Origin of the sequence: Pseudomonas sp. NMI760_13 (genome assembly GCF_021283245.1) — a bacterium.
GTDB lineage: Bacteria > Pseudomonadota > Gammaproteobacteria > Pseudomonadales > Pseudomonadaceae > Aquipseudomonas > Aquipseudomonas peradeniyensis.
Genome location: NZ_JAJSRC010000005.1, coordinates 50,533 through 76,715, shown reverse-complemented (window position 1 = coordinate 76,715; position 26,183 = coordinate 50,533). Strand labels below are relative to the sequence as shown.

Below are 26,183 nucleotides of genomic sequence, written 5' to 3'. Positions count from 1 at the left end.
ATCGCGAACAACGTTATCAATACAAGGAAAGCCCCATGGCCTTCGAACTGGATGATCGCCTGGTCATCGGTGTCGCCTCCAGCGCCGTGTTCGACCTCAGCGAATCGGACGCGGTGTTCCGTCGCGAGGGCGAGGCGCAGTACCGCAAATACCAGGAGCAGCACCTGGACGTGCCGTTGGGAAAAGGCATTGCCTATCCCTTCATCAAGCGTCTGCTGGCCCTCAACGACCTGCGTGGCGATCCCGAGGACCCGCTGGTGGAGGTGGTGCTGTTGTCGCAGAACGACCCGGACACCGGCATGCGGGTGATGAAGACCATCGGCCACTACGGCCTGAACATGACCCGGGCGATCTTCACCCAGGGCCGCTCGCCGTACGAGTACATCCCGGCGCTGAACATCGCCCTGTTCCTCTCCGCTGACAAGCAGCACGTCGATGCCGCGATCAAGGCCGGTTATCCGGCAGGGCAGGTGTTGGATTCGAAGTTCGATGACGACGAAAGCGACGACAACCTGCGCATCGCCTTTGACTTCGACGGCGTGCTGGCCGGGGATGAGTCGGAAGCGGTGATGCAGTCAGGCGGGCTGGACAGCTTTCACGCCCATGAGGTGATCAACGTCACCCAGCCGCACAACCCTGGTCCGCTCAAGGAGTTCTTTGTGCGCATCGCCCGTATCCAGGCAGCCGAGGAACAGCACAAGCTGGCCCATCCGGGCTACGAGAACCGCCTGCGGGTATCGATCGTCACGGCGCGCAACGCGCCCTCCCATGAACGAGCGCTCAACACCCTGAAAAGCTGGGGGGTGATGGCCAACGATGCATTCTTCCTCGGGGGCATCGAGAAACGGCGGGTGCTGCAGGTGCTCAAGCCGCACATCTTCTTCGACGACCAGTCGGGGCATCTGAAGAGCACCAGCACCGTGGCGCCGTCGGTGCACATCCCGTTCGGGGTTACCAACCGGGCGCGCTGAGCAGGCAGGGGCCGCATGGGCGGCCCCGGGTTTCTTGCGCTCAGTGATCCGCCAAGCCGTCATCCTGCGACAGTAGCGCCCGGGCCAGTTCCTCGTCACTGGCCTGCAGCCCGGGATTGGCCTGGCGTACGTGGGCCAGTGCCGACTCCAGGTAAGCCCCGCGAATGGCACCACCACTGGCGACGAAGGCCGACAGTTCGTCACGGGCCGGAATGATCCGTTTGTCGTCCTTGAAGGTCGAGTACAGCGATGCGGAGATCCCCGCCGAGGTGGCGACATCCCCGGCATCGACGCGGGCCAGGGCGAAGCCTGCGGGGAGCAGGAGCAGCAGTGCGGGAACGAGCAGTAAATGGCGCATGGCGAGTCCTCCGGAAAGGTAATGCCCAAGGGAGTTACTGCATGATGTTAAGAGCGTGAAGGGGCGCAGGGAGTTCCACAGGCGGTCGAATGGCGCACTCGCTAATGGCATGCGGCCATTGTATTGTTCAGGCACCTTCTCGGTAGATCGGTTCAAGGAAGATTCATGAAGTTTAAGTTTGCGCTGTTGGCCACTTTGATTTTTGTTTCACCGCTGGCCCTGGCCGACACATGCCAGCCCAATAACATTGGCGGTCAGAATTGCCGTTACAGTGACGGCACCACGTCCAGAAGCCGGCCCAATAACATTGGCGGTGAGGATGTCACCTACAGCGATGGCCGCAGCTCCAGGAGCAGGCCCAATAACATTGGCGGCCAGGACACCACCTACAGCGACGGCCTTAGTTCCAGGAACAGGCCCAATAACATTGGCGGCCAAAACACCACCTACAATAATGGCCTTAGTTCCAGAAGCCGGCCCAATAACATTGGCGGCCAGGACACCACCTACAACGATGGCCGCAGTTCCAGGAGCAGGCCCAACGCCCTCGGCGGCCAGGACACCACCTTCCGCGGGGGCAGCCGCTCAAGCAGCCGATCCAAAAATTCTGGTGGTTAGGAAATCTGTCACTACGATTCGAAGGGCAAGTGCTGGTGATGACTCGCTGGCGATACTCAATCAACGGAACCGAATGCCCATGGCCGAATACACGCTCCACTGCTTTGCCGAATCCGGCAACGCCTACAAGGTCGCATTGATGCTGGAACTCACCGGCCAGGACTGGGCGCCGGAGTTCGTCGATTTCTTCCACGGCCAGACCCGTGGCCAGGACTGGCGTGATGCGGTCAATGAACAGGGCGAGGTGCCCGTGCTGGAGCACGCCGGGGAGAAGCTCACCCAGTCGGCGCTGATCCTCGACTACCTGGCCGAGCGCACCGGGCGCTTCGGCCCGCGTGACGATCATGAGAAGCGCGAGATCTGGCGCTGGATGCTGTTCGACAACCACAAGTTCACCAGCTACTACGCGGCCTTGCGTTTCATCTATTGCCTGAAGAGCATGGGCGAGTCGGATGTCACCCGCTTCTTGCGCGAGCGGGCCAAGGCGGCCTACCAGATCGTCGATGCGCACCTGGCAAACACGCCGTTCATGGTGGGTGGGCGGCTGACCATTGCCGACCTGTCCCTGGCGGGATATGTGTACATGCCTGAAGACACGGGGTTGGCGCTGGAGGAGTTCCGCCATATCGAAGCCTGGAAGGCGCGTATCCAGGCGGTTCCAGGCTGGAAGCACCCCTACAACCTGATGCCGCGGGCGGCCGGCTGAGGCAGCCCTGCACGTTCAGCAGCAGGCGTGACGACGTACCGCAGCACGGATCGCGACAGCGCACGTGGCGTTCGGCCATTTCTCGTGCACACTGTGTAAGGCCACGTTGTCAGTGGCGTCATCCATAGTACGAGGAACGCAATGAACGGACGTTGTCTGGGCGTGTCTGTGTTGTTGTCGTTCGCCCTGGCGATGGTGCCCAAGACCAGCGTCGCCGCTGACGCCTGCCAGCACCTCACCGCCACCGGCAATCCTGAATACCCCCCTTACCTCTGGCGTGACCCGCAGGACCCCTCGCGCCTTATCGGTGCCAATGCCGACCTGCTCAAGCAGGTGGCCAAGGAGCTCGGCCTGGTGGTGGACGTGGTGTATGTCGGGCCCTGGTCGAGGGCCCAGGAAGAGGTGAGCAGCGGGCGCGTCGACATGCTTGCCGGGTATTTCCACACCCAGGCGCGGGAACTGCTGGTGGATTTCGTCAATCCGCCATTCCTGTTCAACTCCAGTGTGGTCTGGGTGCGCAAGGGCGAGGGCTTCGCCTACAGCGACTGGTCCGACCTCAAGGGGCGACGCGGCGGGACGCTGGTCAACAATAGCCACGGCCAGGCCTTCGACGACTACGCGCGGGCGCAGCTCAACCTCGAGGCCGTACCCAGCGTCACCCAGGCATTCCAGAAGCTGCTGCTCAAGCGCAGCGACTATGTGATCTTCGAACATTATCCCGGGCTGGCCCTGGCTCGCACGCTGGGTAAGGAGCAGGCGCTTGAGGTGCTTGAGCCACCAATCTCCAGTGAAGGGTTGTACCTGGCGTTGTCACACAAGTCCGGCTGCAACAAGCCGGCGCTGCGCGAGCAGCTGGCGCGCAAGATGAAGGCGCTGGTTGCAGGCCCGTTGCCCGAGCAACTGGTGGTCGAGAACCTGCAACGCTGGAAACGCCAGCAGACCGGCCAATAGGTTTTGCGTCATTTGCGCGAGTGCCGTCCAGTGCCTTTGATCTAAGGCGCGCCAGCCTATGGCCTATGCTGTTGCGGCGAATCACATCCCTGTTTCCCTAGCGAAGGTGTTCATCCATGAGCAAGCCAACGGTCGTATTGGTACACGGTTTCTGGGGCGGTGCCGCCCATTGGGGCAAGGTGATCGTCGAGCTGGCGCGCAAGGGCATCACGCAAGTCCGCGCCGTGGAGCTGCCGCTGACCTCCCTGGCGGACGACGCCGAGCGCACGCGCAAGATGGTGGCGCAGGTCGGCGGACCGGTGCTGCTGGTCGGCCACTCCTATGGCGGAGCGGTGATTACCCAGGCGGGCAACCAGGCCAATGTAACGGGGCTGGTCTACATTGCGGCCTTCGCACCCGATGCGGGTGAAAGCCCGGGCGGATTGACCCAGCAGCATCCACCGCTGGCGGCAGCGAACCTGGCGCCGGACAGCGACGGCTACCTGTGGATCAAGGCCGACAAGTTCCATGAGAGCTTCTGCCAGGACCTGCCGGCGGACGAGGCGCTGGTCATGGCGGTGACGCAGAAGGCGCCGCTGGCGAGCACCTTTGGCGACACCATCGTTGATCCGGCGTGGAAGCACAAACCGTCGTGGTACCAGGTCTCCAGCCAGGATCACATGATCGCGCCGGCCAACCAGCAGATGATGTCGGCGCGGTTGAAGGCGCGCAAGGTCATCACCCTGGATGCCAGTCATGCATCGCTGGCCTCGCGGGCCAAGGAAGTCGCCGCGCTGATCGAGGAGGCGCTGGGCTAGCTCAGCCCTTGCACTTGGCCACGACGACCTGGCAGGTGTGCGGCGTGCCGCCCGACCTGCCGGCGTAGCGCACGCAGCTGGCCAGCGACTTCTTGCTGGCCATGGCGAGGGTAGGGCCGAAGGCCAGGCCACCCTCGCCGCTGCTGGGCAGGGCCTTGGCATAGCAAGCGGAGCCTTGTGCTGCGTAGCGGGTGGTGGTGTGTTTGCTAGAACAGCCGGCAGTCAGCGACAGTGCGAGGGCAAGCAGGGCGAGCAGCACTGCCTGCCTGGGGCGGGTGGCCATGGCGAGCTCCTGGGGCGGCGTGGTTTCAGGGTGTTGGCCTGTTCAGATTAGCTGGAGTCGCTTCGCCTGGCTTGGGTTTCGTCATGACGCTATCGCGGGGCAAGCCCGCTCCCACGCCATCTTCCAGGTCATTCAGGCATGTTTCACAGCGTGGGAGCGGGCTTGCCCCGCGATGAGGTCCGAGACGACCAATGGCAATATGCCTTCAATTACTGGGCAATGCGCTCTAGCCCAGTCCCTGCGGCGCCTCCGGTCAATCATTGGATCCACTCAGACCCGCGAAAACCCCGTGCGTTTCGCCAAAGCTTGAGTACAATTATCGGCTTTTCCCGGGCCGTCCTTCGGCCTGTTCCTGGAAGTGCGAATGCTGATCGGTAGTTACTCCTCCTCGCTGGTGTTGATTTCGCTGTGCGTGGCCATCCTTGCCTCCTATACGGCCCTGGACCTTACCGGGCGCATCGCCACGGCCAAGGGGCGGGCGGTGTACCTGTGGATGGGTGGCGGGGCGTTCGCCATGGGCATCGGCATCTGGTCGATGCATTTCATCGGCATGCTGGCGTTCAGCCTGCCGATCGAGCTGGGCTATGACACCGCCCTGACGGCCTTGTCGCTGCTGATCGCGGTGGCCTCCTCGGGCTTTGCCCTGTGGCTGGTGAGCCAGCCGAAGCTGCCGTGGTTGCAGCTGGCGTTCGGCGCCTTGATCATGGGCACCGGCATCGCCTGCATGCACTACATGGGCATGGCCGCGCTGCGCATGCAGCCGGGTATCGACTACGACCCGACGCTGTTCGGCGCGTCGCTGGCCATCGCGGTGGGGGCGTCGGCGGCGGCGCTGTGGATTGCCTTCCGCCTGCGCCAGCACACGCCCTATGTGCGCCAGATCCGCGGCGTCGCGGCAGTGGTGATGGGCATCGCCATCGTCGGCATGCACTACACCGGCATGGCCGCGGCCAACTTCCCGGCGGGCAGCTTCTGTGGCGCGTTGGCCACGGGCCTGGCCGGCGACGGCCTGGACTACCTGGTATTGATCACCACCCTGGCGGTGCTGGCGGTGGCCCTGCTCACCTCGGTGCTGGACGCCCGCCTGGAAGCGCGCACGGCGGAGCTGGCACGCTCGCTGACCCTGGCCAACCAGGAGCTGACCCAACTGGCCCTGCACGACACCCTGACCGGGTTGCCCAACCGCACGCTGCTGGCCGACCGTATCGACCAGGCCATGGGCCGGGTGGCGGAGCAGGGCGGCTGCTTCGCCCTGATGTTCATCGACCTGGACGGTTTCAAACCGGTCAACGACGCCTTCGGCCACCATGTCGGCGACCTGCTGCTCAAGGCCGTGGCGGCGCGCCTGCGCGGCCATCTGCACAGCCAAGACACCCTGGCGCGGATCGGCGGCGACGAGTTCGTGCTGCTGGTGGAGCTGGACGAGCCGGACGACGCCATGAACGTCGCGGTCAAACAGGTCAACCTGATGGCCAGGCCGTTCCGCGTGGCCGAGCACGACCTGCAACTGTCGGCAAGCCTGGGTATCGTGCTGTACCCGGGTAATGGCCTGGACCAGCACGAGTTGCTGCGCAACGCCGACGCGGCCATGTATCACGCCAAGAGCGCCGGCAAGAACGGCTACAGCTTCTTCGACGCCTCGATGAACAGCAACGCGCGCCAGCAACTGCAGTTGCTGCAGGATTTGCGCACGGCCCTGGAGCACAACCAGTTCCGCCTGTACTACCAGCCCAAGTTCGACGCCGTGCAGCGCCAGCCCATCGGCGCCGAGGCCCTGCTGCGCTGGGAGCACCCGCTACATGGCCTGATGCTGCCGGACCGCTTCATCGGCCTGGCCGAGAAGACCGGCCTGATCATTCCGATCGGCGAGTGGGTACTGGGCGAAGCCTGCCGGCAGATGCGCCAGTGGCTCGATGAGGGCAACGACGACTGGCGCATCGCAGTCAACCTGTCGGCCATCCAGTTCTGCCATGCCGGGCTGGTCGACAGCGTGGCCCAGGCGCTGAACGAGAACGGCCTGCCGGCCAACCGCCTGACCCTGGAAATCACCGAGACTACCGCCATGCGCGATGCCGACGCCAGCCTGCATGTGCTGCAGCGCCTGTCGGACATGGGCGTGGACCTGTCCATCGACGATTTCGGCACCGGCTACTCCAGCCTGATGTACCTCAAGCGCCTGCCGGCCAACGAGTTGAAGATCGACCGCGGCTTCGTGCGCGATCTGGAGCAGGACAGCGATGACGCGGCGATCGTTTCGGCCATCGTCGCCCTGGGTCAGGCGCTGGGCTTGCGAATTGTCGCCGAAGGGGTGGAAACCGACCGCCAGCAGGACTTCCTGACCCGCCTGGGTTGCGACTCGCTGCAGGGCTACCTGCTTGGCCAGCCGGTGCCGCCCGAGCAGTTCATGAAGGGATTGCAGGTGTTAAAGGCGCGCCAGGAACAGGCAATCTAGACAGCGCTGCGCATGGGCCCGGCCAGCAGGTCGAAGGTTTCCATCTCGGCCTCCACTGCCTCGATGATCCGCTCGACATCGGCGGCGGGCATGATGGTGGCGCAGGGAATGCCGGCGATCGCCAGCAGGGTTTCGCCAGTGGCCCGGTCGAACAGCCGGGCGACCATGCTGCGCGGGGCATCCATGCTGGCCTCGAAGCCCAGCGGATGGAAATGCCAGCGCATCACCTGGCAGGCGTTGGGGAACGTCATCTTGTTCATGCCAGCCTCCTTGTTCGTGTCCTGAACGCGGTGATTCCGTAGCAGTAGCACTGTGGCCGTCCTGGCCTGTCGGGACTGTAACCATAGCACCTGCCATGGCAGCAATCGCCAGAAAATATGGCAGATGTACTAATGCATGACGGCGGTCACAGTCCTGTCACGATGAACGGTGGGTGTATATCGGCCGGGGCAAACGTTTTCCCCGTGGGCGGGCGGGCGGCAGCGATGGTTGCTCTGCTATGTTTATCGGCAGCGCTTTTCGGACCAACGGTGCCGGCCGGCAGACAGGGAGACAGTCATGCGTTATTCCACGCTCACCCAACGTATTGCCGGCCATGCAGTCACCGCCTGGGACATTCACTACCAGGCCCTGGAGCAACGCCGCCAAGGGCGCGAGATTATCCTGCTGTCGGTGGGCGACCCCGATTTCGACACTCCGGCCCCGGTGGTCGAGGCCGCCGTGGCCAGCCTGCGGCGCGGCGACACCCATTACAGCGATGTGCGTGGCAGCCTCGCCCTGCGTGAGGCAGTGGTGCGCCATAGCCGACTGCCCCTCGACCCCGCGCAGGTGGTGGTGACCGCAGGGGCGCAATGCGGTCTGTTCGCGACCTTCCAGTGCCTGTTCGAACCCGGCGACGAGGTGATCGTCGCTGAACCCATGTACGTGACCTATCACGGCGTGTTCGGTGCCTGCGGTGCGCAGGCCGTACCCGTCGCGGTACGCCCGGAGCAGGGGTTTCGCCTGGACCCTGCGGCGGTGGCCAGGGCGATCACCCCGCGCACCCGCGGCCTGCTGCTCAACAGTCCGCACAACCCGACGGGCGCGGTGATCGACCAGGCCGACCTGGAGCGCCTGGCGCAGTTATGTCGCCATCATGACCTGTGGCTGGTCTGCGACGATGTCTACCAGTCGCTGCTGTACGACGGTGAGGCGCCCAACCCGTTGAGCCTGCCGGGCATGGCCGAGCGCTGCGTGTCGATCGGCAGCCTGTCCAAGTCCCATGCCATGAGTGGCTGGCGGGTCGGCTGGGTGATTGGTCCGGCGCAGTTCGCCCGGCACCTCGGCACCCTGGTGATGAGCATGTTGTTCGGCTTGCCGGAGTTTGTCATGCAAGCGGCCTGTGTAGCTCTGGATCAGGCGCGCGATGACGTGCGGCGAATGCGCGAGGTCTATCGGCAGCGGCGTGACCGGGTGTGTGCGGTGCTGGTAGGCTGCCCGGGCATTCATGCCCATCGGCCGGCAGGGGGCATGTTCGTGATGCTCGATATCCGCGGCACCGGGCTCGGCGCCCAGGTGTTCGCCCAGCGCCTGCTGGACGAGGAGGGCGTGGCCCTGTTGCCGGGGGATGGTTTCGGACCGAGTGCGGCGGGGCACCTGCGCCTGGGGCTGGTGCTGGAGGCCGATGTGCTGGAGCAGGTGTGCCGGCGGATCGCCGCCTGCGCACTGCGGGTGCTAGCCGAGCAGTCCGGCGGCGATGTTGATGGTAAAGCCGAGGATCGCCGTGTTGAACACGAAACCTACCAGTGAGTGGGCCAGCACTACCCGGCGCATGGCTCGGCCGGCGACGCCGATGTCCGAGGTCTGCACGGCGACGTTGATGGTGAACGAGAAGTAGTGGAAGTCCCAGTAGTCCGGGTTGCGCTCGCCGTCGGCGAAGCGCAGGGGCGGTTCATGGCGGTCGCCGGTGTAGAACAGCCGGGCGTAGTGCAGGCTGAAGATGCAGCCGATCAGCAGCCATGAGCCGGCCACGGTCAGCCCGGTGTACAGGTAGTGCAGGGCCAGGGCGCCGCCCTCCAGGCCGCGGCTGGACACCAGTTGCAGGGTGACGGCGGCCAGGCTGGCGATGGCCGAGACGCAGACGGTGATCAGTACCAGGCCGGCGTTTTCATCCTCGATACGGGCAACCTTGCGTACCCGCTCGGCATTGGCCCGCAGGCTCAGCCACAGGACCATACCCAGGTACAACCAGACGCCGAGGTTCCAGCCGGCGAGGATATGCTGCACGGTGTCGCCGGCGGGGATCAGCCAGCCACCGAGCAGGCCGGCCAGGGTGGCGATACTGAGACGGGGGTGGGTGCGGGTGAGGTGGTGGAAGGCCATGCGGTCCCTTGGCGGATGGGCGTGGGTTGAACTGTAGACTATCGCGGGGCAGGCCCGCTCCCACGCAATGCGCGAAAGCCGAGGCGGGGCGTTCAGCCCGGCATGCCATCCACCCGTGCCCGCAGCAGAATCGGCAGGTAGTGCCAGAGGAACAGCAGCAGCGCGGTGCTGCCGAACAGCACCGACAAGCCCAGTCCCAGCGGCGTGATCGGCACCACCACGACCCGAGCCAGCGCCGCCAGCTGGATCAGCGCGAACGCCCAGCCAACGCTGCGCGGCACCGCCAGCGGGCGCCCGGTATGCCCCAGGCTGACCCGGGCCATCATCGCCACGATCAGTCCGGTCATGGCGCCGACCGTCAGGGCGTGGGCGGCCAGGCTCGGATTGATCGCCAGCCCGGCATGCCACAGCGCCAGGCCCAGGCAGGCCGGGATCAGCCAGGCGTAGGCCAGGTGCAGCGACCACAGCAGCGGCACCCGCCACAGGCCACGGTCATGCCACAGCGCCAGGCGCACGCCGTGCAGCACCGCCAGGGCGGCGAACAGCGTGGCCATCAGTGGCTGTGGCGCATCGTTGAAGCCCAGTACGTAGGTGAGCGGCAGCGCCACGCTGCCCATCAGGCAGGCGCGGTCCAGCCAGGGCCGGGCCGGCGCCGGACTCATGTTGCCCAGGCCGCGACGGGTGAAGAACGGGATCACCCGCCCGCCGATCACGCTCATCATCGCCGCCACCAGCCACAACCCGGCCAGCACGCCGCGCCGTTGCCACGCCTCGTTGTCCTGCAGCCCGCCGGCCAGGGTCAGCCACTGGCAAGCGGCGATCAGCAGCACCAGGACCACGATGGGGTAGTTGTTGCGCAGTCGCCGCTGGATGATCGGCCTGGCCAGGGCCAGCGCCACCAGGGGCAGGAAGGTACCCTCGATCAGGACCAGCAGCCAGGCCGGCAAGGGCAGGAACCAACTGATCCGGCCCAGCAGCCAGAGCAGGAACAGCCCCTGCAGCGGCCGGCCGCTCAGGCCTGGGATGCCGCTCCAGTTCTGTACGGCGGTGAGCAGAAAGCCGGCGACGATGGCCACCGCGAAGCCGAACAGCATTTCATGGCGGTGCCAGGCGAGCATGCCGCCCGCCGGGTCGAGCTGGAACGCGCCGGCCAGCACGCCGGCCCACAGCAGCAGGGCGAGCAGGGCGAACAGGCTGCCACCGAGGAAGAACGGACGAAAACCCAGGGCCCAGAGGGGCTGGCGTGGACGAGCGGTGATCGGCTGGACGAGCATGGCGGGGACCTTGGTTCGATCGGAGCGGTTGAATGGGGTACCATCACGAACCATGCCAGCGTTCAAAGGCCTTGAATATCAAGGTGATGGCACTGCATGAAGTCATTATGACTCTTTTTGTTTGTAGTCTTTTTGACCTTGATCAGGGTTGAAATGACTCGCTTTACGCCGTCTTGCGCCCGCCGCGCATTCGGCTTTGCTACAGGATCCCCGCTGTGACCGACCTCCTGCGCAATCCGCTGCTGCAGTACCTTGCCCGCCTGGCCCCGTCCAGCCAGCTGACCATGCGCTACATCCTGCAGGATGCCGCCGACCGCCTGGGCTTCGCCGATGGCGATATCGCCGAGGTGCCCTGGTACCGACTTGAACCCGGCCATGTGATCGCCCTGGTCGCGGCGCTGCGCGCCGATGGCTACGCGCCCAATACCTCATCGCTGTACGTCAATGCCGTGCGCGGGGTGATGAACGAGGCCTGGCGCCAGGGGCTGATCGACCACGAGCAGTTGCTGATGATCCGCGAGGTCAAGCCGGCCGGCGGCAGCCGCCTGCCGCCGGGGCGCAACCTGCGGCGCAACCTGATTCGTGAACTGATGGATGTATGCGCCGCCGACCCGCGCCCCCAGGGCGTGCGCGATGCGGCGATCCTGGCGCTGCTCTACGGAACCGGCATGCGCAAGTCGGAATCGGTGGACGTCGACCTGGACCAGGTGGACTTCCAGGAGCGCAGCGTGCAAGTGCTGGCCAAGGGCAACCGCCAACTGGTCAAGTACGCCCCGGCCTGGGCCTTCGACAAGCTGCAGGCCTGGCTCGACCTGCGCCGCCAGCACCTGCCTGCCGGCGAGCGCGACGACAGCTTCCTGTTCAACCGCATCCGCCGCGGCAGCCATATCACCCGTGCGCGCATCACCAAGCACGCGATCTACTACATCGCTCGCCAGCGCGGAGCGCAGGTGGGGGCCAAGATCATGCCCCATGATTTTCGCCGGGCGTTCATCACCCGGGTGATCGAGGAGCACGACCTGTCGATCGCGCAGAAGCTCGCGCACCATGCCAACATCCAGACCACGGCGAGCTATGACCGGCGTGATGACAACGAGCGGCGGCGGGCGGTGGAGCACTTCGACTACTAAGCGGGGTCGAGGGCGTCAGGACACCTCGGCATAGCGCAAAACCCGACCGCGCCCCTGTTGCTTGGCCGCGTACAAGGCCCTGTCACCCATCGACAGCAGCCGAGACAGATCACCTTGCGCGGCCGGCTGGCTGACGATGCCGATGCTCACGCCCAGCAGCCCCGGCTCCAGCAGCGCCAGCCCGGAAAACCCGGCGCAGATCCGCTGTGCCACCTGTTCGGCCTCGGCTTCGCTGGCGTCACGCAGCAGGCAGGCGAACTCCTCGCCGCCGATGCGCGCAAACAGGTCGTCCCGGCGCAGGTGACGAGCGGTTTCCCGGGCGAACGCCAGCAGCACCTCGTCCCCGACGGGGTGGCCGAAGCGGTCGTTGATGCGCTTGAAGTGGTCCAGGTCGCACAACAGCAACGCCACCGGTGCCTGGCCTGCCGCGCAGTCATGCAGCAACCGTGCGCCGCGCTCCATGAACGCCCGGCGGTTGTCGATGCCGGTCAGTGGGTCGCTGTAGGCCGCGGCGCGGAGCAGGATCTCGGCGCGTTCGCGGACCATCGCCAGGGTCACATAGGAGATGCCGATGGCGAACAGCATCGACTCGAACAGGATGAAGGCGAAGAAGCCCGGGCTGGCGCCGCCGTTGTTGATGGCCTGGTCGAGGGCGACACCGTCCTCGACCAGCGTGCGCATCAGGTAGAGCGCTGCATGCAGGGTGGTCAGGATCAACGCCGGGGTATAGGACACCTGCAGGCGCACCCGTGGGCGCAGCAACTCGCCGATGCTTAGGACGGTGTAGCCCAGGGTCAGCAGCGAATACACCTTCACCCGCAGGCCGAGATCGCCGTAAAAGCCCGGCCACAGGCTGAACAGCCCCCAGAACACGGCGCCGGCCAGCAGCAGCGGCCAGTGCGGTTTGCGCCCGCCGAGCACGCGCATGGCCGTCCAGCCCAGGCCGGTGCCGACCAGCAGGACGATGTTGCCCAGTACCAGGGCCAGGTAGTCCACGCCAATCCCACGCAGGGCATTCAGGCAGACCCCCAGGCCCGAGATCAGCAGCATCGCGCCCAGGTAGCCCAGGCTCGGGTCGCTGGCGCAGCGCCGCCAGGCGTGCAGGGTCAGGATGCCCATCAGGGCCAGGATGAAAACGGCGACCAGGATCAGGGTCGGCAGGCTAAGCGGCACGATACAAGGGCTCAAAAGGGCAGACCGGCGATGCTAAGCCATGCGCATGGCCATTTGCTACCTCGCTCAGTGAATGCTCGACGCCAGCTCGAAGATCGGCATGTACATCAGGATCACGATCAGTCCGATCAGCAGGCCGATGAAGGTCATCAGCAAGGGCTCGAACAGTTTGACGAACCATTCGACCCAGCGGCCGATCTCCTGGTCGTGGAAGTCCGCGCAGCGCTCGAGCATTTCGCCCAGGTTGCCCGACTGCTCGCCGGCGCGCAGCAGGCGCAGCGAAACCGGCGTTACCAGTTGCCCGGCCTGCAGCGCATCGGACAACGGCAGGCCCTCGGCGACCCGTCGGCTGGCCTGCTCCAGGCCTTCGGCCGCGCTGCTGCCCAGCAGGCCCCGGGCCATGCCCAGGGCGGTGAGGATGGGAATACCGCCTTGCAGGAGGATCCCCAGCGAGCGATAGAAGCGTGCCAGTTCGTACATCACCAGGCGCTGGTGCAAGGCTGGAATACGGCGCAACACGCGGCCGGCGCCACGACGCACTGCCGGATGGCGACGCAGGGCGACCAGCGCGCCGAGGCCGGCGAGGGCGCCCAGCCCCAGGGGCAGTTGCTGGGCATGCAGGAACAGGCCGATCTGCATCAGCACCCGCGACAGCCAGGGCAGCTCGGTGCCCATGCCCTCGAACACCAGGCTGAAGCGCGGCACTACATAACCCAGCAGGAACAGCACCACGCCGCCGCCCACCAGCAACAGCAGCAGTGGATAGACCGAAGCGCCGACCAGTTTCTGGCGCACCAGGTCCAGTCGCTGGCGATAGCCGATGTAGCGGTTCAGGGCGTCGCCCAGGGCGCCGGTGCGTTCACTGGACTGCACCAGGGCCACGTACAGGGCGGGGAACACCCGTGGCTGCTGGGCCAGAGCCTGGGACAGCGAGCGCCCCTCGTACAGCTGGCGCACCAGCTGCTCCAGGGTCTTGCGCGTGGCGCCGCCCGGGGCTTTCTCGGCCAGGCTCTCGAGGGCGTCGATCAGCGGCAGGCCGGCGCCGAGCAGGGTGGCCAGCTCCTGGCTGAACAGCATCAGGTCGAACGCCGTCGGGCGGCGGCGCAGGGCCAGGCCCTGGCTGCGCACGCTGAGCACGCGCAAGCCCTGGTCTTCGGCCTGGCGCCGGGCCTGTTCGCTGTCCTCGGCCTCGACCTGCAATTGCACCACGCCCTGGCTGCCCAGGGCCTTGAGCTGATAGCGCATGGCCGGGCTCCTCACTGCCAGCTGGTGATTTCGGCGTTTTCCCCGTCACCGCCGGGCTGGCCGTCCTTGCCCATCGACAGCAGATCGTACTCGCCACCGTTCTCGCCGGGCTGCTTGTAGATGTATGGGCGTCCCCAAGGGTCCTGGGGCACCGCTTTCTGCAGGTACGGCCCCGACCAGCGCGCCTCGCCGCCGGGCGCGACCACCAGGGCCTGCAGGCCCTGTTCGCTGCTGGGGTAGTGGCCGACTTCCAGACGATAGAGGTCCAGGGCCTTGCCCAGGCCTTCGATCTGCGCTCGCGCCACCTTGGCCTCGGAACGGCCCAGCTGGCTGAAGTACTTGGGCGCGACGATGCCGGCCAGCAGGCCCAGCACCACCAGCACCACCAACAGTTCGAGCAGGGTGAAGCCGCGTTGGCCGTGGATGTTGCGCTGCATGGTGAAACCCTCCAGTGCGTTTGCCTCTGTCATGCAACAGCCGTGCACGTCTGCGCCGGGCCCTTGCGCCATGCGCGCTGGCGACCGGCACGGCGCTTGCGTCATAACCGAAAAGCCCGGATCGACGGGGCATTTCCCCCACATCGGGGGCCACTCTTGATCTTTTGCGGCGGGAGGCGACCGACATGCGTGGACTGATCCTGGGACTGGCGGCAGGGCTGATGGCGTTCGGCGCCCAGGCCGATATCTACATCGCCAGCGATGGCAAGGGCGGCTTCGTGCTGTCCAATGTGCATCGGCCAGGACGGCACTATGAACGGGTGATCAAGGAGCGCGCGGTGGCTGGCGGGCCGGTCAACGCCCAGTTGGTCACCGGGCGGCCCTATGCCGACCTGGTGGCGGCCGCGGCCCTGGCCAACGATGTGTCGCCGGCGCTCTTGCATGCGCTGATCAAGGCCGAGTCCGGCTACAACCCCAAGGCCCGTTCGGCCAAGGGGGCGGCGGGATTGATGCAGCTGATGCCGGACACGGCGAAGGAGATGGGCGTCGCGGATGTGCTGGACCCGGCGTCCAACGTGCAGGGCGGGGCGCGCTATATCAAGCGCATGCTCAAGCTGTTCGACAACGACATCACCCTGGCGGTGGCGGCCTACAATGCCGGGCCCGACGCCGTGCTCAGCCGAGGGCGGGTGGTACCGCCGTTTGCCGAGACGCGGCGGTATGTGCCGGCGGTGTTGCGTGAGTATCGGTTGTTGCGGGGGTTGGCCGAGGATGCGCCGCTTTGATCGGGGTGGGGTTTCTAGGTGTTCGCCGTGAGTTTTGCAGCGCCTATGAGATCGAGCGCCGCCCGCGCGGCGCTCGATCTCACAGGCGCTGCAAGGGTTACGACAAGCACCTGGCAGCCCTCACACGATCAATAGCTCCCCAACACCCCATGCTTCCCCCAACTCTGGGCTATAACCTCTAGAGGTGCCCAGCCGCGGAGCCCGCCATGGACCTCGCCCCACGTCCCGACACGTTGCCGCCCGCCGACACCGGCCCGGCGCGCAAACCGTTCAACATGTTGCGCTGGTACGCCTGGGTGAGCCTGGCCATCATCCTCTCGGTGGGTGTCGGCCTGGGCCTGATCTCCAGCCGCTTCATCATCGACGAGAGCGTCGAGCGCGACGCCTTGCTCACCGCGCAGTTCATCACCTCCATCGCCGATGCCGAAGTGCGCCATGTGTCGATCCCCAACGTGCGGACCATGGGCGAGCTACTCGATCCGCGCACCGACCACGCCCTTTCGGACGTCGATCCCGAGGCCCGGCGCCGGGCCCGGGGCGAGTTCCTCGACCATATCGCCCACCTGCCGGACATGCTCCTGGCCAACATCTACGCCCCCGACCGCACGGTGATCTGGTCGAGCAACCCGGCGCTGATCGGCAAGCTGATCGAGTCGGACGACGACCTCGACCGGGCGTTCGAGTACAAGATGCGGGTGTCGGCCAGCTACCACGACTTCGAGCAGGCGCGCAGCGAGCAGAAGTTCGTCACCCCGCCCGAGCAGCTGTTCATCGAGAACTACATCCCCCTGTTCGATGCCGACGGCGAACATGTCACGGCCATGGTCGAGATCTACAAGGAGCCCCACGACCTGATCGTGCGCATCGAGCACGGCCTGCTGCTGATCTGGCTGGCCATCGCCGTGGGCGTCGGCCTGGTCTATGTCGGCTTGTACGGCATCATGCGCCGCGCCGCCCGGTTGATGGCGGTGCAGCAGAAGCGGCTGATTGGCAACGAAACCTTCGTCGCCCTGGGCGAAGTGTCGTCGGCTGTGGCGCACAGCCTGCGCAACCCGCTGGCGAGCATCCGCTCCAGCGCCGAACTGGCCCAGGCGTTCGACGAAGGCCCGGCGCAGAAGAACATCAGCGACATCATCAACCAGGTCGATCGCATGTCGCAGTGGGTGCGCGAGCTGCTGCAGTCGCTGCGCCCGCTCGGCGACGAGGCTGTGCCGGTGGATGTGGCCCAGGCCCTGCGCGACAGCCTCCAGGCCCATGGCCAGGCGCTGCAACAGGGTGGTGTACGGTTGGTCCTGGCCGACCTGCCGACGGTCCGGGTGCTGGGCCAGCCGGCCTTGCTCGGGCAGATCTTCAACAGCCTGATCGCCAACGCCCTGGAATCGATGGAGGCGGGCGGAGAGTTGCGCGTGGAGGTGGTGCGCCACGACCGACGCACCCTCAGCCTGCGTCTATCGGATACCGGCAAGGGCATGAGCGAGCAGCAGCAGCGCATGGCCTTCCGGCCATTCTTCACCACCAAGCAGGGTGGCGTGGGGGTAGGGCTGATGCTGGTCAAGCGGATCATGGAGTGCTTTGGTGGTTCGGTGCGGTTGAGCAGTCGCGAGGGGATGGGGACACGGGTGCTGTTGAATTTTCGCGTCGCAGCAGTGTGATGTGTAACGGTAGAAATGTCTCTTAATGGATTGTTTTATAAGGAATTTATTGGATGTGGGTAGCAATTCCCCAAAAGTGGGGGTTTTTCAACATTTAGCATTAACAAATTTATCTAAGTCTATGATTTATAATAAAAAATAGAATATTGAATGTACTGGCCGAGTTTTTGCTAGACCTGATACAGGCCTGAGGCGGCATCGTCTGTCCGGGCTCAATGGAGTCACTTTGCTACCACCGGTAGCAAGGGCATGCCGATAGCCCTCATCGGCCCCAGGCGGGAGCGACGCGATGCAGACGCTCGAAAACGAAGCCCCAGACAAGCCCGGCGCCTCTGCCAGCGGGTTGGCCGCGCCGCTGCGCGAGTTCAACCTGCTGCGCTGGTTCTCGCTGGTCAGCCTGCTGATCATCGCCTCGGTCGCCGGCGGGCTGGGGTACGTCTCGACGCGTTTCGTGGTACGCGACAGCGTCGAGCGCGACGCCATGCTCACCGCCCAGTTCATCCAGGCCATGGCCCAGGCCGAGGTGCGTCACTCGCAACTGCCGCCGGGCATCACCATGGGCGAGTTGCTTGACCCGCGCCTGGACCAGCAACACCTGCAGTTCACCCCGCAGTTGGCGGAGTCGACCCGGGTCGAGTTTCTCGACCACGTCGAACACCTGCCCGACACCCTGCTGGCCAATGTCTACGCCCGCGACCGCCTGGTGGTCTGGTCGACCAACCCCAACCTGATCGGCAAGCGCATCGACGAGGACGACGACCTGGAGCATGCCTTCCACTCGCGCAAGGCGGTATCGGCCAGCTACCACAAGGCCGACGAGGACCGCGAGGAACAGAAGTTCCAGCGCGAGCCCCGGCACCTGTTCATCGAGAACTACATCCCGCTGTTCGACAGCCAGGGTGAACAGGTGCTGGCCATGGTCGAGATCTACAAGGAACCCCAGGACCTGGTGCGACGTATCCAGCGCGGCTATGTGCTGATCTGGGCCTCGACCCTGGTCGGCGGGGCGCTGATCTACTTCGGCCTGTTCTGGATCGTGCGCCGCGCCGCCAGCCTGCTGCACCACCAGCAGGACCGCCTGGTGGCCAGCGAGACCTACGTGGCCCTGGGCGAGATGTCCTCGGCGGTGGCCCACAGCCTGCGCAACCCGTTGGCCAACATCCGCTCCAGCGCCGAACTTGCGCAGGACATCGCCAGTCCGGCGGCGCAGAAGAACATTGGTGACATCATCACCCAGGTCGACCGTATGTCGCGCTGGGTCCGCGACCTGCTGGTGTCGCTGCGCCCGACCAGCGACGAAGCCGAGTCGGTGGACCTGGTGGCGGCCATCGAGGATGCGCGCCAGGCCTTCGCCCCGCAGATCGAGCGCAACGGCGTACGTTTCGCCTTCGACGGGCCGCCGGCGCAATGGGTGGCCAGCCAGCCGCTGCAACTGACGCAGATCCTCAACAGCCTGTTCGCCAACGCCCTGGAGGCCATGCCCCAGGGTGGCGAGCTGCGCGCCGAGGTGCGCCAGCTGGAGGGCCAGCAGGCCCAGCTGCAGCTCAGCGACACCGGCAAGGGCATGAGCGAGCAGCAGCGGCGCATGGTGTTCAAGCCGTTCTTCACCACCAAGCAGGGCGGGCTGGGTGTCGGCCTGGCCCTGGTCAAACGGATCATGGAACGCTTTGGCGGCGCGGTCGAACTGACCAGCCGCGAAGAGGAAGGAACCCGCGTCAGCCTGACTTTCAACATTGCAGCGGGAGGGGACCATGGAGCACAGCATCCTGGTGGTAGAGGATGATGAAATCCTTGCAGATAACATTCGCACCTACCTGGGCCTGAAAGGCTTCGAGGTCACGGTGTGCCACAGTGCGGAACTGGCGCTGGAGCAGATCAAGCGCGCCCAGCCGGACGCCGTGCTGACCGACAACTCGCTGCCCGGCATGAGCGGCCACGACCTGCTGCGCACGCTGGTGGCAAAGGCGCCGGAGCTCAAGGTGATCATGATGACCGGCTACGGCAACGTCGAGGACGCCGTGCTGGCGATGAAGGAGGGGGCGTTCCACTACCTGACCAAGCCGGTGGTGCTGGCCGAGCTCAAGCTGATGCTGGACAAGGCCCTGGCCGCCGAACGCATGGAGCGCACGCTGTCGTTCTACCAGGAGCGCGAGGCGCAGAAGTCCGGGTTGCAGGCGCTGATCGGCGAGTCGCCGGCCATGCTCGAGCTCAAGCACACCCTGCGCCAGCTGCTCGACGCCGAGCAGCGCATGGCCAGCGGCGACCTGCCGCCAGTACTGGTGGAGGGTGAGACCGGCACTGGCAAGGAGCTGGTGGCCCGCGCCCTGCATTTCGACGGCAGCCGGGCCAAGGGTCCGTTCATCGAGTTCAACTGCGCCTCGATTCCCGCCAACCTGCTGGAGGCCGAGCTGTTCGGCCATGAAAAGGGCGCCTTCACCGATGCCAAGGAACGTCGCGTGGGCCTGGTCGAGGCGGCCGATGGCGGCACTTTGTTCCTCGACGAGATTGGCGAGATGGACCTGGTGCTGCAGGCCAAGCTGCTCAAGCTGCTGGAGGACCGCACCATCCGCCGCATCGGCGCGGTCAAGGAGCGCAAGGTCGACCTGCGGGTAATCAGCGCCACCAACTGCAACCTCGAGCAGATGGTCCAGCAGGGCAAGTTCCGCCGCGACCTGTTCTTCCGCCTGCGCATCATCGCGCTCAAGGTACCGCGCCTGTACGCGCGCGGGCAGGATATCCTGCGCCTGGCCCGGCATTTCCTGGCTCATCACGGGCGGCGCTACGGCAAGCCCAACCTGCGTTTCTCGGCCGAGGCCGAGGCGCTGATGCTGGGTTACGGTTGGCCGGGCAATGTGCGCGAACTGCGCAACATGCTCGAGCAGACGGTGCTGCTGGCCCCCAGCGAGGTGATTGGCGCCCATCAGCTGAACCTGTGTCTGACCCTGGTCGACGAGCCGCCGGCGCAACCCGCGCAAGTACTGGCGTTCGAAGCGCCGCGCCACGAGCCTCCGGGCGCCGCCAGCCTGCCGGACATGGAGCGCGACATGGTCTGCCGCACGCTTGATCGCACCGACTGGAACGTCACCAAGTCGGCACGACTGCTGGGGCTGTCGCGGGACATGCTGCGCTACAAGATCGAAAAACTCGGCCTGACCCGTCCAGACAAGCGCCAGTGGTAACCAGCCCAGCGCAATCCCTGTAGGAGCGGCCTTGTGCCGCGAAAGGGGTGCGAAGCGCCCCCAGGATTCGTGCATCAAGCCGATATCGCCGGGGCTGCCTTGCAGCCCTTTCGCGGCACAAGGCCGCTCCTACAGGGACCGAGTAGCGTTGTGAGCTCAAGGTTTCCCGCCAGTCCCTGACCCACCACCGTCACGCCCCATCCCCTCCGATCCACTACCTCCCATCCCCGGCAGATCACGATCATCGTTCTGTTCGGCCGGCGGACTTTCCGGGTCATTGCCCTTGATCCGCGGGTCGGTATCCCGCGGCATGGGCTTCTCGATCGGGTTGAGGGTGCTGTCGACCCCCGGCTGTGGCGCCGGATTGTGCGGATCGTCAGGGTAGGTGGCGCCGGTACCGGCGGCCAAGGCCAGTGGCGAGGCGAGCAGGGCGGCGAGGAGGAAGGCGTGTTTCATGGGGCAGGCTCCTTTGCGACGGAGAAAGCGGCCCTGCCAGCGCAGGGCCTCTGTCTCACTTGGGCCTGTGGCCCGTCAGCAAGGTGCCATGACGGCGACCAACGGTCACACCACCAGCGACAGCAGCATGATGAAGATGATGCCGACCACCGAGAGGATGGTCTCCATCATGCTCCAGGTCTTGAAGGTCTCGGCCACGGTCATGTTGAAGTACTGCTTGACCAGCCAGAACCCGGCGTCGTTGACGTGGGACAGGATCAACGAACCGGCGCCAGTGGCCAGCACCAGCAACTCCCGGTTGACCCCCGGCACCAGGTCGATCACCGGGGCGACGATGCCGGCGCCGGTGATGGTGGCCACGGTGGCGGAGCCGGTGGCGATGCGGATCACCGCCGCCACCAGCCAGGCCAGCAGGATCGGCGAGATCTCGGCCTGTACCGCCATCTGCCCGATCACGTTGCCGACGCCGGTGTCCACCAGCATCTGCTTGAAGCCGCCGCCGGCGCCGACGATCAGCACGATGGCGGCGGTGGGCGCCAGGCTCTGGTCGAGCATCTTCATGATCTGCTGGCGGTTGAAGCCGCGGGCCGAGCCGAAGGTGTAGAAGGCCAGCAGCAGGGCGGCGAGCAGGGCGGTGATCGGATGGCCGATCAGGTCCATCCACTGGCGCACGATGTGCTCGGCCGGCAGTACCACGTCGGCGAAGGTTTTCAGCAGCATCAGCACCACCGGCAGCAGCACGGTGATCAGGGTCACGCTGAAACTCGGCAGGTTCTGCTGGTTCGACTCGCGGGCGATCTGGTCCATCAGCTCCTGGGACGGGTTGCCCGGGATGTAGCGCGAGATGAAGTTGCCGAACAGGGGGCCGGCGATCACCGCGGTCGGCAGGGCCACCAGCAGGCCGTAGAAGATGGTCTTGCCGATGTCGGCGTGGAAGATGCCGATCGCCAGCAGCGGCCCCGGGTGCGGCGGCACCAGGCCGTGCACCACCGAAAGGCCCGCCAGCAGCGGGATGCCGATCTTCACCAGCGACACGCCGGAGCGGCGGGCGACGATGAACACCAGCGGGATCAGCAGCACGAAGCCGATCTCGAAGAACAGCGGGATGCCCACCAGGAAGGCGGCGAACATCATCGCCCAGTGCACCTTCTGCTTGCCGAAGGCGCGGATCAGGGTCTGGGCGATCTGGTCGGCGCCGCCGGAGTCGGCCATCAGCTTGCCGAGCATGGTGCCCAGCGCCAGGACGATGCCGACGAAGCCGAGCACGCCGCCGAAGCCGTCCTGGAACGATTTCATCACCTTGGCCACCGGCATGCCGGAGGTCAGGCCGAGAAAGCCTGCGGCCAGGGTGAGGGCGACGAAGGGGTGGACTTTGAAATGGGTGATCAGCAGGATGAGCCCGACGATGGTGACCAGTGCGTCGAGCAACAGGAAGGTATCGGTAGCCAGTCCGAACATGGTTCGTGAACCTCGGTCTTTTCGTTGTTGTTTTGGTGTCGCGTGTCTTGCGTCATTGCGTCTTGAGAAGCATGGAGACAGCGCTGTCTTTGGTGAGCCGGAAAAACCGCCGGATCAGGCAGTCCGCGCCAGCGCCTGCTCACCGCAAGGCTTTAGCCATTGGTGCACGTCCTCGGCCAGGGTAATCAGCGGGCGGGTGGCATCCAGGGCCAGGGTCAGGGGCTCGGCGTGCGGCGGTTCCAGCGCGGCGAACTGGCTGTCGATCAGGCTGGCCGGCATGAAGTGGCCGGGGCGGGCCAGCACGCGCTTTTCCGCTTCCTGCGGGGTCAGTTCGAGGAACACGAAGCACAGTTCGGGCACGGCCTGGCGCAGGGTGTCGCGGTAGCGGCGCTTGAGGGCCGAGCAGGTCAGGATTGGGCGTTCGCCGGCGGCCAGGGTGTCTTGCAGCTCCTGGCCCAGACGCACCAGCCAGCCGGCGCGGTCGTCGTCGTCCAGGGGAATACCGGCACTCATCTTGGCGATGTTCGCGGCGGGGTGGAAGGCATCGCCTTCGATCAGGCGGCCGCCGCTGCGGGTGGCGATGGCGGCGCCGACGCTGCTTTTACCACAGCCGGCTACGCCCATGACCACGATCGCGGACAGGGTAGGGTTCATCTGTACCTCCTGCTGGGTGAGATAGCGCTGTCTCGGTCGGGACGAACCGAAGGTCTTGCGCCACCCTCCCGGGTGTTATTGATCTTGTCTTTGGCAGTATGGACGCTGAACGCATGCCTGCTACCAAGATTGCATTGCCTGCATTCAGAGACAGCGCTACCTTAGTGACCGTTCCCCATTCCTGCAAGCGGTAAAATTACAACACTCATGTCCCGCACTGGCTCGCGCACTACCGGTCGTCCCACCCTGGCGGAAGTCGCCAGGCTTTCCGGGGTTTCCCCCATCACCGCCTCCCGCGCCCTGCGCGGCGTCAGCACGGTCGCGCCGGAACTGGCGCAGAAGGTCATGGCCGCGGCGGCCAGCCTGGGCTACGTCGCCAACCCGGCGGCGCGTGCCCTGGCCTCGGCGCGCAGCCAGTCGGTGGTGGTGTTGATCCCGTCGCTGTCCAACCAGCTGTTCATCGATACCCTCGAGGCCATCCACGAGGTGATGCGCCCCCGTGGCCTGGAGGTGCTGATCGGCAACTATCACTACGATATCGCCGAGGAAGAGAACCTGATCCGCAACTACCTGGCCTACCAGCCGTGCGGCATGCTGCTCACCGGCTTCGAACGCAGCGACGCCTCGCGGCAGATGCTCGCCGCCAGCCGGGTGCCGTGCGTGCATATGATGGAGCTGGGTGGTGAGGCCGATGCCCTGTCGGTGGGCTTCTCCCAGCACGAGGCCGGGCGCGCCGCAGCGCGCCACCTGATAGAGCGTGGCCGGCGGCGCCTGGGCTTCATCGCCGCGCAGCTCGACCCGCGGGTGATGCAGCGCGCCGAGGGCTTCCGCCAGGCCCTGGCCGAGGCCGGACTGCAGGCGCCCGAGCTGGAAATGCTCGATCCGCAGCCGTCGTCCATCGGCCTGGGCGGCACGCTGTTCAGCCGCCTGCTGGCCAAGGCGCCGGACGTAGACGGGATCTTCTTCTGCAACGACGACCTGGCCCAGGGCGCGGTGCTGCAGGCGCTGCGCGAGGACGTCGAGGTGCCTCAGCGGGTGGCGATGGTCGGCTTCAACGACCTGCCGGCCTCGGCGCACATGGTCCCGCGCCTGACCTCGATCCGCACCCCGCGCGCGGCGGTCGGCCGCGGCGCGGCCCAGGCGCTGCTGGCGCTGCTCGACGGCAAGCGGGTGGCCACCGGGCAGCAGGACCTGGGGTTCGAGCTGATGGTGCGGGAGAGCTCCTGAGCCGCTACAGGCACTGCATGATTCTGCCTGCACAAAACGGATAGCACTCTGCACAATCCGGATATCCCCGTCCCACCCAGGGACCTAACCTGACCCGGCCTGAACAATAACAACGGAGGCCCTGGCCATGTCCCTGGGATTCGACTATCTCAATGCCTTGCTCGAGGATGACCGGGAGAAGGGCGTCTATCGCTGCAAGCGGGAGATGTTCACCGACCCGCGCCTGTTCGACCTGGAGATGAAGCACATCTTCGAGGGCAACTGGATCTACCTGGCCCATGAAAGCCAGATTCCCGCCAACAACGACTTCCTCACCCTGACCATGGGGCGCCAGCCGATCTTCATCGCGCGCAACAAGGACGGCGAACTCAATGCCTTCCTCAACGCCTGCAGCCACCGCGGCGCCATGCTCTGCCGGCACAAGCGCGGCAACCGGTCCAGCTACACCTGCCCGTTCCACGGCTGGACCTTCAACAACAGCGGCAAGCTGCTCAAGGTCAAGGACCCGGGTAACGCCGGCTACCCCGACAGCTTCAACTGCGACGGCTCCCACGACCTGACCAAGGTTGCCCGTTTCGAGTCGTACCGGGGCTTCCTGTTCGGCAGTCTGAATGCCGAGGTCAAGCCACTGGTCGAGCACCTGGGCGAGTCGGCGAAGATCATCGACATGATCGTCGACCAGTCGCCCGAGGGCCTGGAAGTGCTGCGCGGCGCCAGCTCCTACATCTATGAAGGCAACTGGAAGCTCACCGCCGAGAACGGCGCCGACGGCTACCACGTCAGCTCCGTGCACTGGAACTACGCCGCCACCCAGAACCAGCGCAAGCAGCGCGAGGCGGGCGACGAGATCAAGACCATGAGCGCCGGCGCCTGGGCCAAGCAGGGCGGCGGCTTCTACTCCTTCGAGCACGGCCACCTGCTGCTCTGGACCCGCTGGGCCAACCCCGAGGATCGCCCGGCCTACGAGCGCCGCGAGCAACTGGCCGCCGACTTCGGCCAGGCCCGCGCCGACTGGATGATCGAGAACTCGCGCAACCTGTGCCTGTACCCGAACGTCTACCTGATGGACCAGTTCAGCTCGCAGATCCGCGTGGCCCGGCCGATCTCGGTGAACAAGACCGAGATCACCATCTACTGCATCGCGCCTAAGGGTGAAAGCGCCGAGGCCCGCGCCCGGCGCATCCGCCAGTACGAGGACTTCTTCAACGTCAGCGGCATGGCCACTCCGGACGACCTGGAGGAGTTTCGCTCCTGCCAGACCGGCTACGGCGCAGGTGCCGGCTGGAACGACATGTCCCGGGGGGCGAAGCACTGGATCGAAGGCGCCGACGCGGCGGCCAGCGAGATCGCGCTCAAGCCGTTGCTGTCGGGCGTGCGCACCGAAGACGAAGGCCTGTTCGTGCTGCAGCACAAGTACTGGCAGGACACCATGGTCCAGGCCCTGAAGGACGAACAACAGCTGATCCCTGTGGAGGCCGTGCAATGAGCCTGCATGACACCGTGCGCGATTTCCTCTACCGCGAGGCGCGCTACCTGGACGACGCCCAGTGGGACCAATGGCTGGAGCTGTACGCCTGCGACGCGACCTTCTGGATGCCCTCCTGGGATGACGACGACACCCTGACCGAGGACCCGCAAAGCGAGATCTCGCTGATCTGGTACGGCAACCGTGGCGGCCTCGAGGACCGGGTGTTCCGCATCAAGACCGAGCGCTCCAGCGCCACGGTCCCGGATACCCGCACCTCGCACAATCTAAGCAACATCGAGATCGTCGCGGCGGACGAGGGCAGCTGCCAGGTGCGTTTCAACTGGCACACCCTGAGCTTTCGCTACAAGACCACCGACAGTTACTTCGGCACCAGCTTCTACACCCTCGACCTGCGCGGCGAACAGCCGCTGATCAAGGCCAAGAAGGTGGTCCTGAAGAACGACTACGTGCGCCAGGTCATCGACATCTACCACATCTGATTCACCGCCGAGCCTGTCGGTGTGCCTGAGGGCGCGCCGCGCCCAGGC

Annotated in this window: 26 protein-coding genes; 15 read left to right on the top strand and 11 right to left on the bottom strand. The window is 65.7% G+C overall.

The window, feature by feature from the left end:
- Positions 1-35: 35 nt before the first annotated feature.
- Complete coding sequence (locus LU671_RS07195) at positions 36-971, top strand: 5'-nucleotidase (RefSeq protein ID WP_050705958.1); 936 nt, start codon at positions 36-38, stop codon at positions 969-971.
- 40 nt (positions 972-1,011) lie between these two features.
- Here the strand turns inward: LU671_RS07195 and LU671_RS07190 are convergent, their stop codons facing one another.
- Entirely contained in the window at positions 1,012-1,329 is a 318-nt protein-coding gene (locus LU671_RS07190; RefSeq protein ID WP_232855179.1) for a DUF2388 domain-containing protein, read from the bottom strand.
- A gap of 165 nt (positions 1,330-1,494) precedes the next feature.
- Here LU671_RS07190 and LU671_RS07185 point away from each other — a divergent pair, with 165 nt between their 5' ends.
- The 4 genes from LU671_RS07185 to LU671_RS07170 all read left to right on the top strand — a co-directional run bounded on the left by LU671_RS07185 (position 1,495) and on the right by LU671_RS07170 (position 4,401).
- On the top strand, positions 1,495-1,947 hold the full coding sequence (locus LU671_RS07185) for a hypothetical protein (RefSeq protein ID WP_232855178.1): 453 nt from the start codon (positions 1,495-1,497) through the stop codon (positions 1,945-1,947).
- A gap of 79 nt (positions 1,948-2,026) precedes the next feature.
- Positions 2,027-2,653, top strand: a complete 627-nt coding sequence (locus LU671_RS07180) for a glutathione S-transferase family protein (protein ID WP_232855176.1) — start codon at positions 2,027-2,029, stop codon at positions 2,651-2,653.
- A gap of 141 nt (positions 2,654-2,794) precedes the next feature.
- The gene (locus LU671_RS07175) at positions 2,795-3,604 is read left to right on the top strand and encodes a substrate-binding periplasmic protein (RefSeq protein WP_203646775.1); all 810 of its coding nucleotides are present in this window, start codon (positions 2,795-2,797) and stop codon (positions 3,602-3,604) included.
- A gap of 116 nt (positions 3,605-3,720) precedes the next feature.
- A complete protein-coding gene (locus LU671_RS07170; protein ID WP_232855170.1) occupies positions 3,721-4,401 on the top strand; it encodes an alpha/beta hydrolase in 681 nt (226 codons plus the stop codon).
- 1 nt (position 4,402) lies between these two features.
- Here LU671_RS07170 and LU671_RS07165 read toward each other — a convergent pair whose 3' ends face one another.
- Positions 4,403-4,684 (bottom strand): hypothetical protein, encoded by a 282-nt coding sequence (locus LU671_RS07165; RefSeq protein ID WP_232855168.1) that lies wholly within the window; start codon positions 4,682-4,684, stop codon positions 4,403-4,405.
- A gap of 364 nt (positions 4,685-5,048) precedes the next feature.
- Between LU671_RS07165 and LU671_RS07160 the strand changes: the two genes are divergently transcribed.
- On the top strand, positions 5,049-7,136 hold the full coding sequence (locus LU671_RS07160) for a putative bifunctional diguanylate cyclase/phosphodiesterase (protein ID WP_232855161.1): 2,088 nt from the start codon (positions 5,049-5,051) through the stop codon (positions 7,134-7,136).
- Here LU671_RS07160 and LU671_RS07155 read toward each other — a convergent pair.
- Entirely contained in the window at positions 7,133-7,396 is a 264-nt protein-coding gene (locus tag LU671_RS07155) for a DUF1652 domain-containing protein (RefSeq protein ID WP_186714368.1), read from the bottom strand. The two genes, LU671_RS07160 and LU671_RS07155, sit on opposite strands and share 4 nt — an antisense overlap.
- A gap of 298 nt (positions 7,397-7,694) precedes the next feature.
- Between LU671_RS07155 and LU671_RS07150 the strand changes: the two genes are divergently transcribed.
- Positions 7,695-8,924 (top strand): pyridoxal phosphate-dependent aminotransferase, encoded by a 1,230-nt coding sequence (locus LU671_RS07150; protein WP_232855160.1) that lies wholly within the window; start codon positions 7,695-7,697, stop codon positions 8,922-8,924.
- Here LU671_RS07150 and LU671_RS07145 read toward each other — a convergent pair.
- Together LU671_RS07145 and LU671_RS07140 are read right to left on the bottom strand one after the other, a co-directional pair.
- Positions 8,850-9,497, bottom strand: a complete 648-nt coding sequence (locus tag LU671_RS07145; RefSeq protein ID WP_186714366.1) for a DUF1345 domain-containing protein — start codon at positions 9,495-9,497, stop codon at positions 8,850-8,852. The genes LU671_RS07150 and LU671_RS07145 overlap by 75 nt on opposite strands.
- A 92-nt stretch (positions 9,498-9,589) precedes the next feature.
- A complete protein-coding gene (locus LU671_RS07140) occupies positions 9,590-10,771 on the bottom strand; it encodes an NnrS family protein (RefSeq protein WP_232855158.1) in 1,182 nt (393 codons plus the stop codon).
- 215 nt (positions 10,772-10,986) lie between these two features.
- Here LU671_RS07140 and LU671_RS07135 point away from each other — a divergent pair, with 215 nt between their 5' ends.
- Positions 10,987-11,901 carry a site-specific integrase gene (locus LU671_RS07135; protein ID WP_232855156.1) on the top strand — a complete coding sequence of 305 codons (915 nt, stop codon included), beginning with the start codon at positions 10,987-10,989 and terminating at the stop codon, positions 11,899-11,901.
- A gap of 15 nt (positions 11,902-11,916) precedes the next feature.
- On the opposite strand, the gene LU671_RS07130 is transcribed toward LU671_RS07135, so the two are convergent.
- The 3 genes from LU671_RS07130 to gspG form a co-directional block, all read right to left on the bottom strand.
- Positions 11,917-13,074, bottom strand: coding sequence for a GGDEF domain-containing protein (locus tag LU671_RS07130; protein ID WP_232855155.1), 1,158 nt, complete (start codon positions 13,072-13,074; stop codon positions 11,917-11,919).
- A 66-nt stretch (positions 13,075-13,140) separates the two neighbouring features.
- Complete coding sequence (locus LU671_RS07125; protein WP_232855154.1) at positions 13,141-14,319, bottom strand: type II secretion system F family protein; 1,179 nt, start codon at positions 14,317-14,319, stop codon at positions 13,141-13,143.
- A gap of 11 nt (positions 14,320-14,330) precedes the next feature.
- Complete coding sequence (gene gspG / locus LU671_RS07120) at positions 14,331-14,756, bottom strand: type II secretion system major pseudopilin GspG (protein WP_050705945.1); 426 nt, start codon at positions 14,754-14,756, stop codon at positions 14,331-14,333.
- A gap of 185 nt (positions 14,757-14,941) precedes the next feature.
- Between gspG and LU671_RS07115 the strand changes: the two genes are divergently transcribed.
- The 4 genes from LU671_RS07115 to LU671_RS07100 all read left to right on the top strand — a co-directional run bounded on the left by LU671_RS07115 (position 14,942) and on the right by LU671_RS07100 (position 20,372).
- The gene (locus LU671_RS07115) at positions 14,942-15,541 is read left to right on the top strand and encodes a lytic transglycosylase domain-containing protein (protein ID WP_232855153.1); all 600 of its coding nucleotides are present in this window, start codon (positions 14,942-14,944) and stop codon (positions 15,539-15,541) included.
- A 206-nt stretch (positions 15,542-15,747) separates the two neighbouring features.
- Positions 15,748-17,193 (top strand): ATP-binding protein, encoded by a 1,446-nt coding sequence (locus LU671_RS07110; protein WP_203646758.1) that lies wholly within the window; start codon positions 15,748-15,750, stop codon positions 17,191-17,193.
- 289 nt (positions 17,194-17,482) lie between these two features.
- Entirely contained in the window at positions 17,483-18,976 is a 1,494-nt protein-coding gene (locus tag LU671_RS07105) for a sensor histidine kinase (RefSeq protein WP_203646756.1), read from the top strand.
- Positions 18,945-20,372 (top strand): sigma-54-dependent transcriptional regulator, encoded by a 1,428-nt coding sequence (locus LU671_RS07100; RefSeq protein ID WP_203646755.1) that lies wholly within the window; start codon positions 18,945-18,947, stop codon positions 20,370-20,372. The genes LU671_RS07105 and LU671_RS07100 overlap by 32 nt, the downstream gene beginning before the upstream one ends.
- A 156-nt stretch (positions 20,373-20,528) precedes the next feature.
- On the opposite strand, the gene LU671_RS07095 is transcribed toward LU671_RS07100, so the two are convergent.
- The 3 genes from LU671_RS07095 to LU671_RS07085 all read right to left on the bottom strand — a co-directional run bounded on the left by LU671_RS07095 (position 20,529) and on the right by LU671_RS07085 (position 22,940).
- The gene (locus LU671_RS07095; RefSeq protein ID WP_232855152.1) at positions 20,529-20,828 is read right to left on the bottom strand and encodes a hypothetical protein; all 300 of its coding nucleotides are present in this window, start codon (positions 20,826-20,828) and stop codon (positions 20,529-20,531) included.
- Between the two features lie 105 nt (positions 20,829-20,933).
- A complete protein-coding gene (locus tag LU671_RS07090; protein ID WP_203646753.1) occupies positions 20,934-22,286 on the bottom strand; it encodes a GntP family permease in 1,353 nt (450 codons plus the stop codon).
- A gap of 114 nt (positions 22,287-22,400) precedes the next feature.
- Complete coding sequence (locus LU671_RS07085) at positions 22,401-22,940, bottom strand: gluconokinase (RefSeq protein WP_232855150.1); 540 nt, start codon at positions 22,938-22,940, stop codon at positions 22,401-22,403.
- Positions 22,941-23,147: 207 nt separating this feature from the next.
- On the opposite strand from LU671_RS07085, the gene LU671_RS07080 reads away from it, so the two are divergent.
- The 3 genes from LU671_RS07080 to benB all read left to right on the top strand — a co-directional run bounded on the left by LU671_RS07080 (position 23,148) and on the right by benB (position 26,135).
- The gene (locus tag LU671_RS07080; protein WP_203646752.1) at positions 23,148-24,167 is read left to right on the top strand and encodes a LacI family DNA-binding transcriptional regulator; all 1,020 of its coding nucleotides are present in this window, start codon (positions 23,148-23,150) and stop codon (positions 24,165-24,167) included.
- Positions 24,168-24,294: 127 nt separating this feature from the next.
- Complete coding sequence (gene benA / locus LU671_RS07075; protein WP_232855143.1) at positions 24,295-25,653, top strand: benzoate 1,2-dioxygenase large subunit; 1,359 nt, start codon at positions 24,295-24,297, stop codon at positions 25,651-25,653.
- Entirely contained in the window at positions 25,650-26,135 is a 486-nt protein-coding gene (benB, locus tag LU671_RS07070; protein ID WP_186714351.1) for a benzoate 1,2-dioxygenase small subunit, read from the top strand. Before benA ends, benB begins: the two co-directional genes overlap by 4 nt.
- Positions 26,136-26,183 lie beyond the last annotated feature (48 nt).

What these genes read in the sequence shown, in the direction of transcription:
- LU671_RS07195 (WP_050705958.1), top strand. Translation starts at nt 36, where the DNA reads ATGGCCTTCGAACTGGATGATCGCCTGGTCATCGGTGTCGCCTCCAGC.
- LU671_RS07190 (WP_232855179.1), bottom strand. Translation starts at nt 1,329, where the DNA reads ATGCGCCATTTACTGCTCGTTCCCGCACTGCTGCTCCTGCTCCCCGCA.
- LU671_RS07185 (WP_232855178.1), top strand. Translation starts at nt 1,495, where the DNA reads ATGAAGTTTAAGTTTGCGCTGTTGGCCACTTTGATTTTTGTTTCACCG.
- LU671_RS07180 (WP_232855176.1), top strand. Translation starts at nt 2,027, where the DNA reads ATGGCCGAATACACGCTCCACTGCTTTGCCGAATCCGGCAACGCCTAC.
- LU671_RS07175 (WP_203646775.1), top strand. Translation starts at nt 2,795, where the DNA reads ATGAACGGACGTTGTCTGGGCGTGTCTGTGTTGTTGTCGTTCGCCCTG.
- LU671_RS07170 (WP_232855170.1), top strand. Translation starts at nt 3,721, where the DNA reads ATGAGCAAGCCAACGGTCGTATTGGTACACGGTTTCTGGGGCGGTGCC.
- LU671_RS07165 (WP_232855168.1), bottom strand. Translation starts at nt 4,684, where the DNA reads ATGGCCACCCGCCCCAGGCAGGCAGTGCTGCTCGCCCTGCTTGCCCTC.
- LU671_RS07160 (WP_232855161.1), top strand. Translation starts at nt 5,049, where the DNA reads ATGCTGATCGGTAGTTACTCCTCCTCGCTGGTGTTGATTTCGCTGTGC.
- LU671_RS07155 (WP_186714368.1), bottom strand. Translation starts at nt 7,396, where the DNA reads ATGAACAAGATGACGTTCCCCAACGCCTGCCAGGTGATGCGCTGGCAT.
- LU671_RS07150 (WP_232855160.1), top strand. Translation starts at nt 7,695, where the DNA reads ATGCGTTATTCCACGCTCACCCAACGTATTGCCGGCCATGCAGTCACC.
- LU671_RS07145 (WP_186714366.1), bottom strand. Translation starts at nt 9,497, where the DNA reads ATGGCCTTCCACCACCTCACCCGCACCCACCCCCGTCTCAGTATCGCC.
- LU671_RS07140 (WP_232855158.1), bottom strand. Translation starts at nt 10,771, where the DNA reads ATGCTCGTCCAGCCGATCACCGCTCGTCCACGCCAGCCCCTCTGGGCC.
- LU671_RS07125 (WP_232855154.1), bottom strand. Translation starts at nt 14,319, where the DNA reads ATGCGCTATCAGCTCAAGGCCCTGGGCAGCCAGGGCGTGGTGCAATTG.
- gspG (WP_050705945.1), bottom strand. Translation starts at nt 14,756, where the DNA reads ATGCAGCGCAACATCCACGGCCAACGCGGCTTCACCCTGCTCGAACTG.
- LU671_RS07115 (WP_232855153.1), top strand. Translation starts at nt 14,942, where the DNA reads ATGCGTGGACTGATCCTGGGACTGGCGGCAGGGCTGATGGCGTTCGGC.
- LU671_RS07110 (WP_203646758.1), top strand. Translation starts at nt 15,748, where the DNA reads ATGGACCTCGCCCCACGTCCCGACACGTTGCCGCCCGCCGACACCGGC.
- LU671_RS07105 (WP_203646756.1), top strand. Translation starts at nt 17,483, where the DNA reads ATGCAGACGCTCGAAAACGAAGCCCCAGACAAGCCCGGCGCCTCTGCC.
- LU671_RS07100 (WP_203646755.1), top strand. Translation starts at nt 18,945, where the DNA reads ATGGAGCACAGCATCCTGGTGGTAGAGGATGATGAAATCCTTGCAGAT.
- LU671_RS07095 (WP_232855152.1), bottom strand. Translation starts at nt 20,828, where the DNA reads ATGAAACACGCCTTCCTCCTCGCCGCCCTGCTCGCCTCGCCACTGGCC.
- LU671_RS07090 (WP_203646753.1), bottom strand. Translation starts at nt 22,286, where the DNA reads ATGTTCGGACTGGCTACCGATACCTTCCTGTTGCTCGACGCACTGGTC.
- LU671_RS07085 (WP_232855150.1), bottom strand. Translation starts at nt 22,940, where the DNA reads ATGAACCCTACCCTGTCCGCGATCGTGGTCATGGGCGTAGCCGGCTGT.
- LU671_RS07080 (WP_203646752.1), top strand. Translation starts at nt 23,148, where the DNA reads ATGTCCCGCACTGGCTCGCGCACTACCGGTCGTCCCACCCTGGCGGAA.
- benA (WP_232855143.1), top strand. Translation starts at nt 24,295, where the DNA reads ATGTCCCTGGGATTCGACTATCTCAATGCCTTGCTCGAGGATGACCGG.
- benB (WP_186714351.1), top strand. Translation starts at nt 25,650, where the DNA reads ATGAGCCTGCATGACACCGTGCGCGATTTCCTCTACCGCGAGGCGCGC.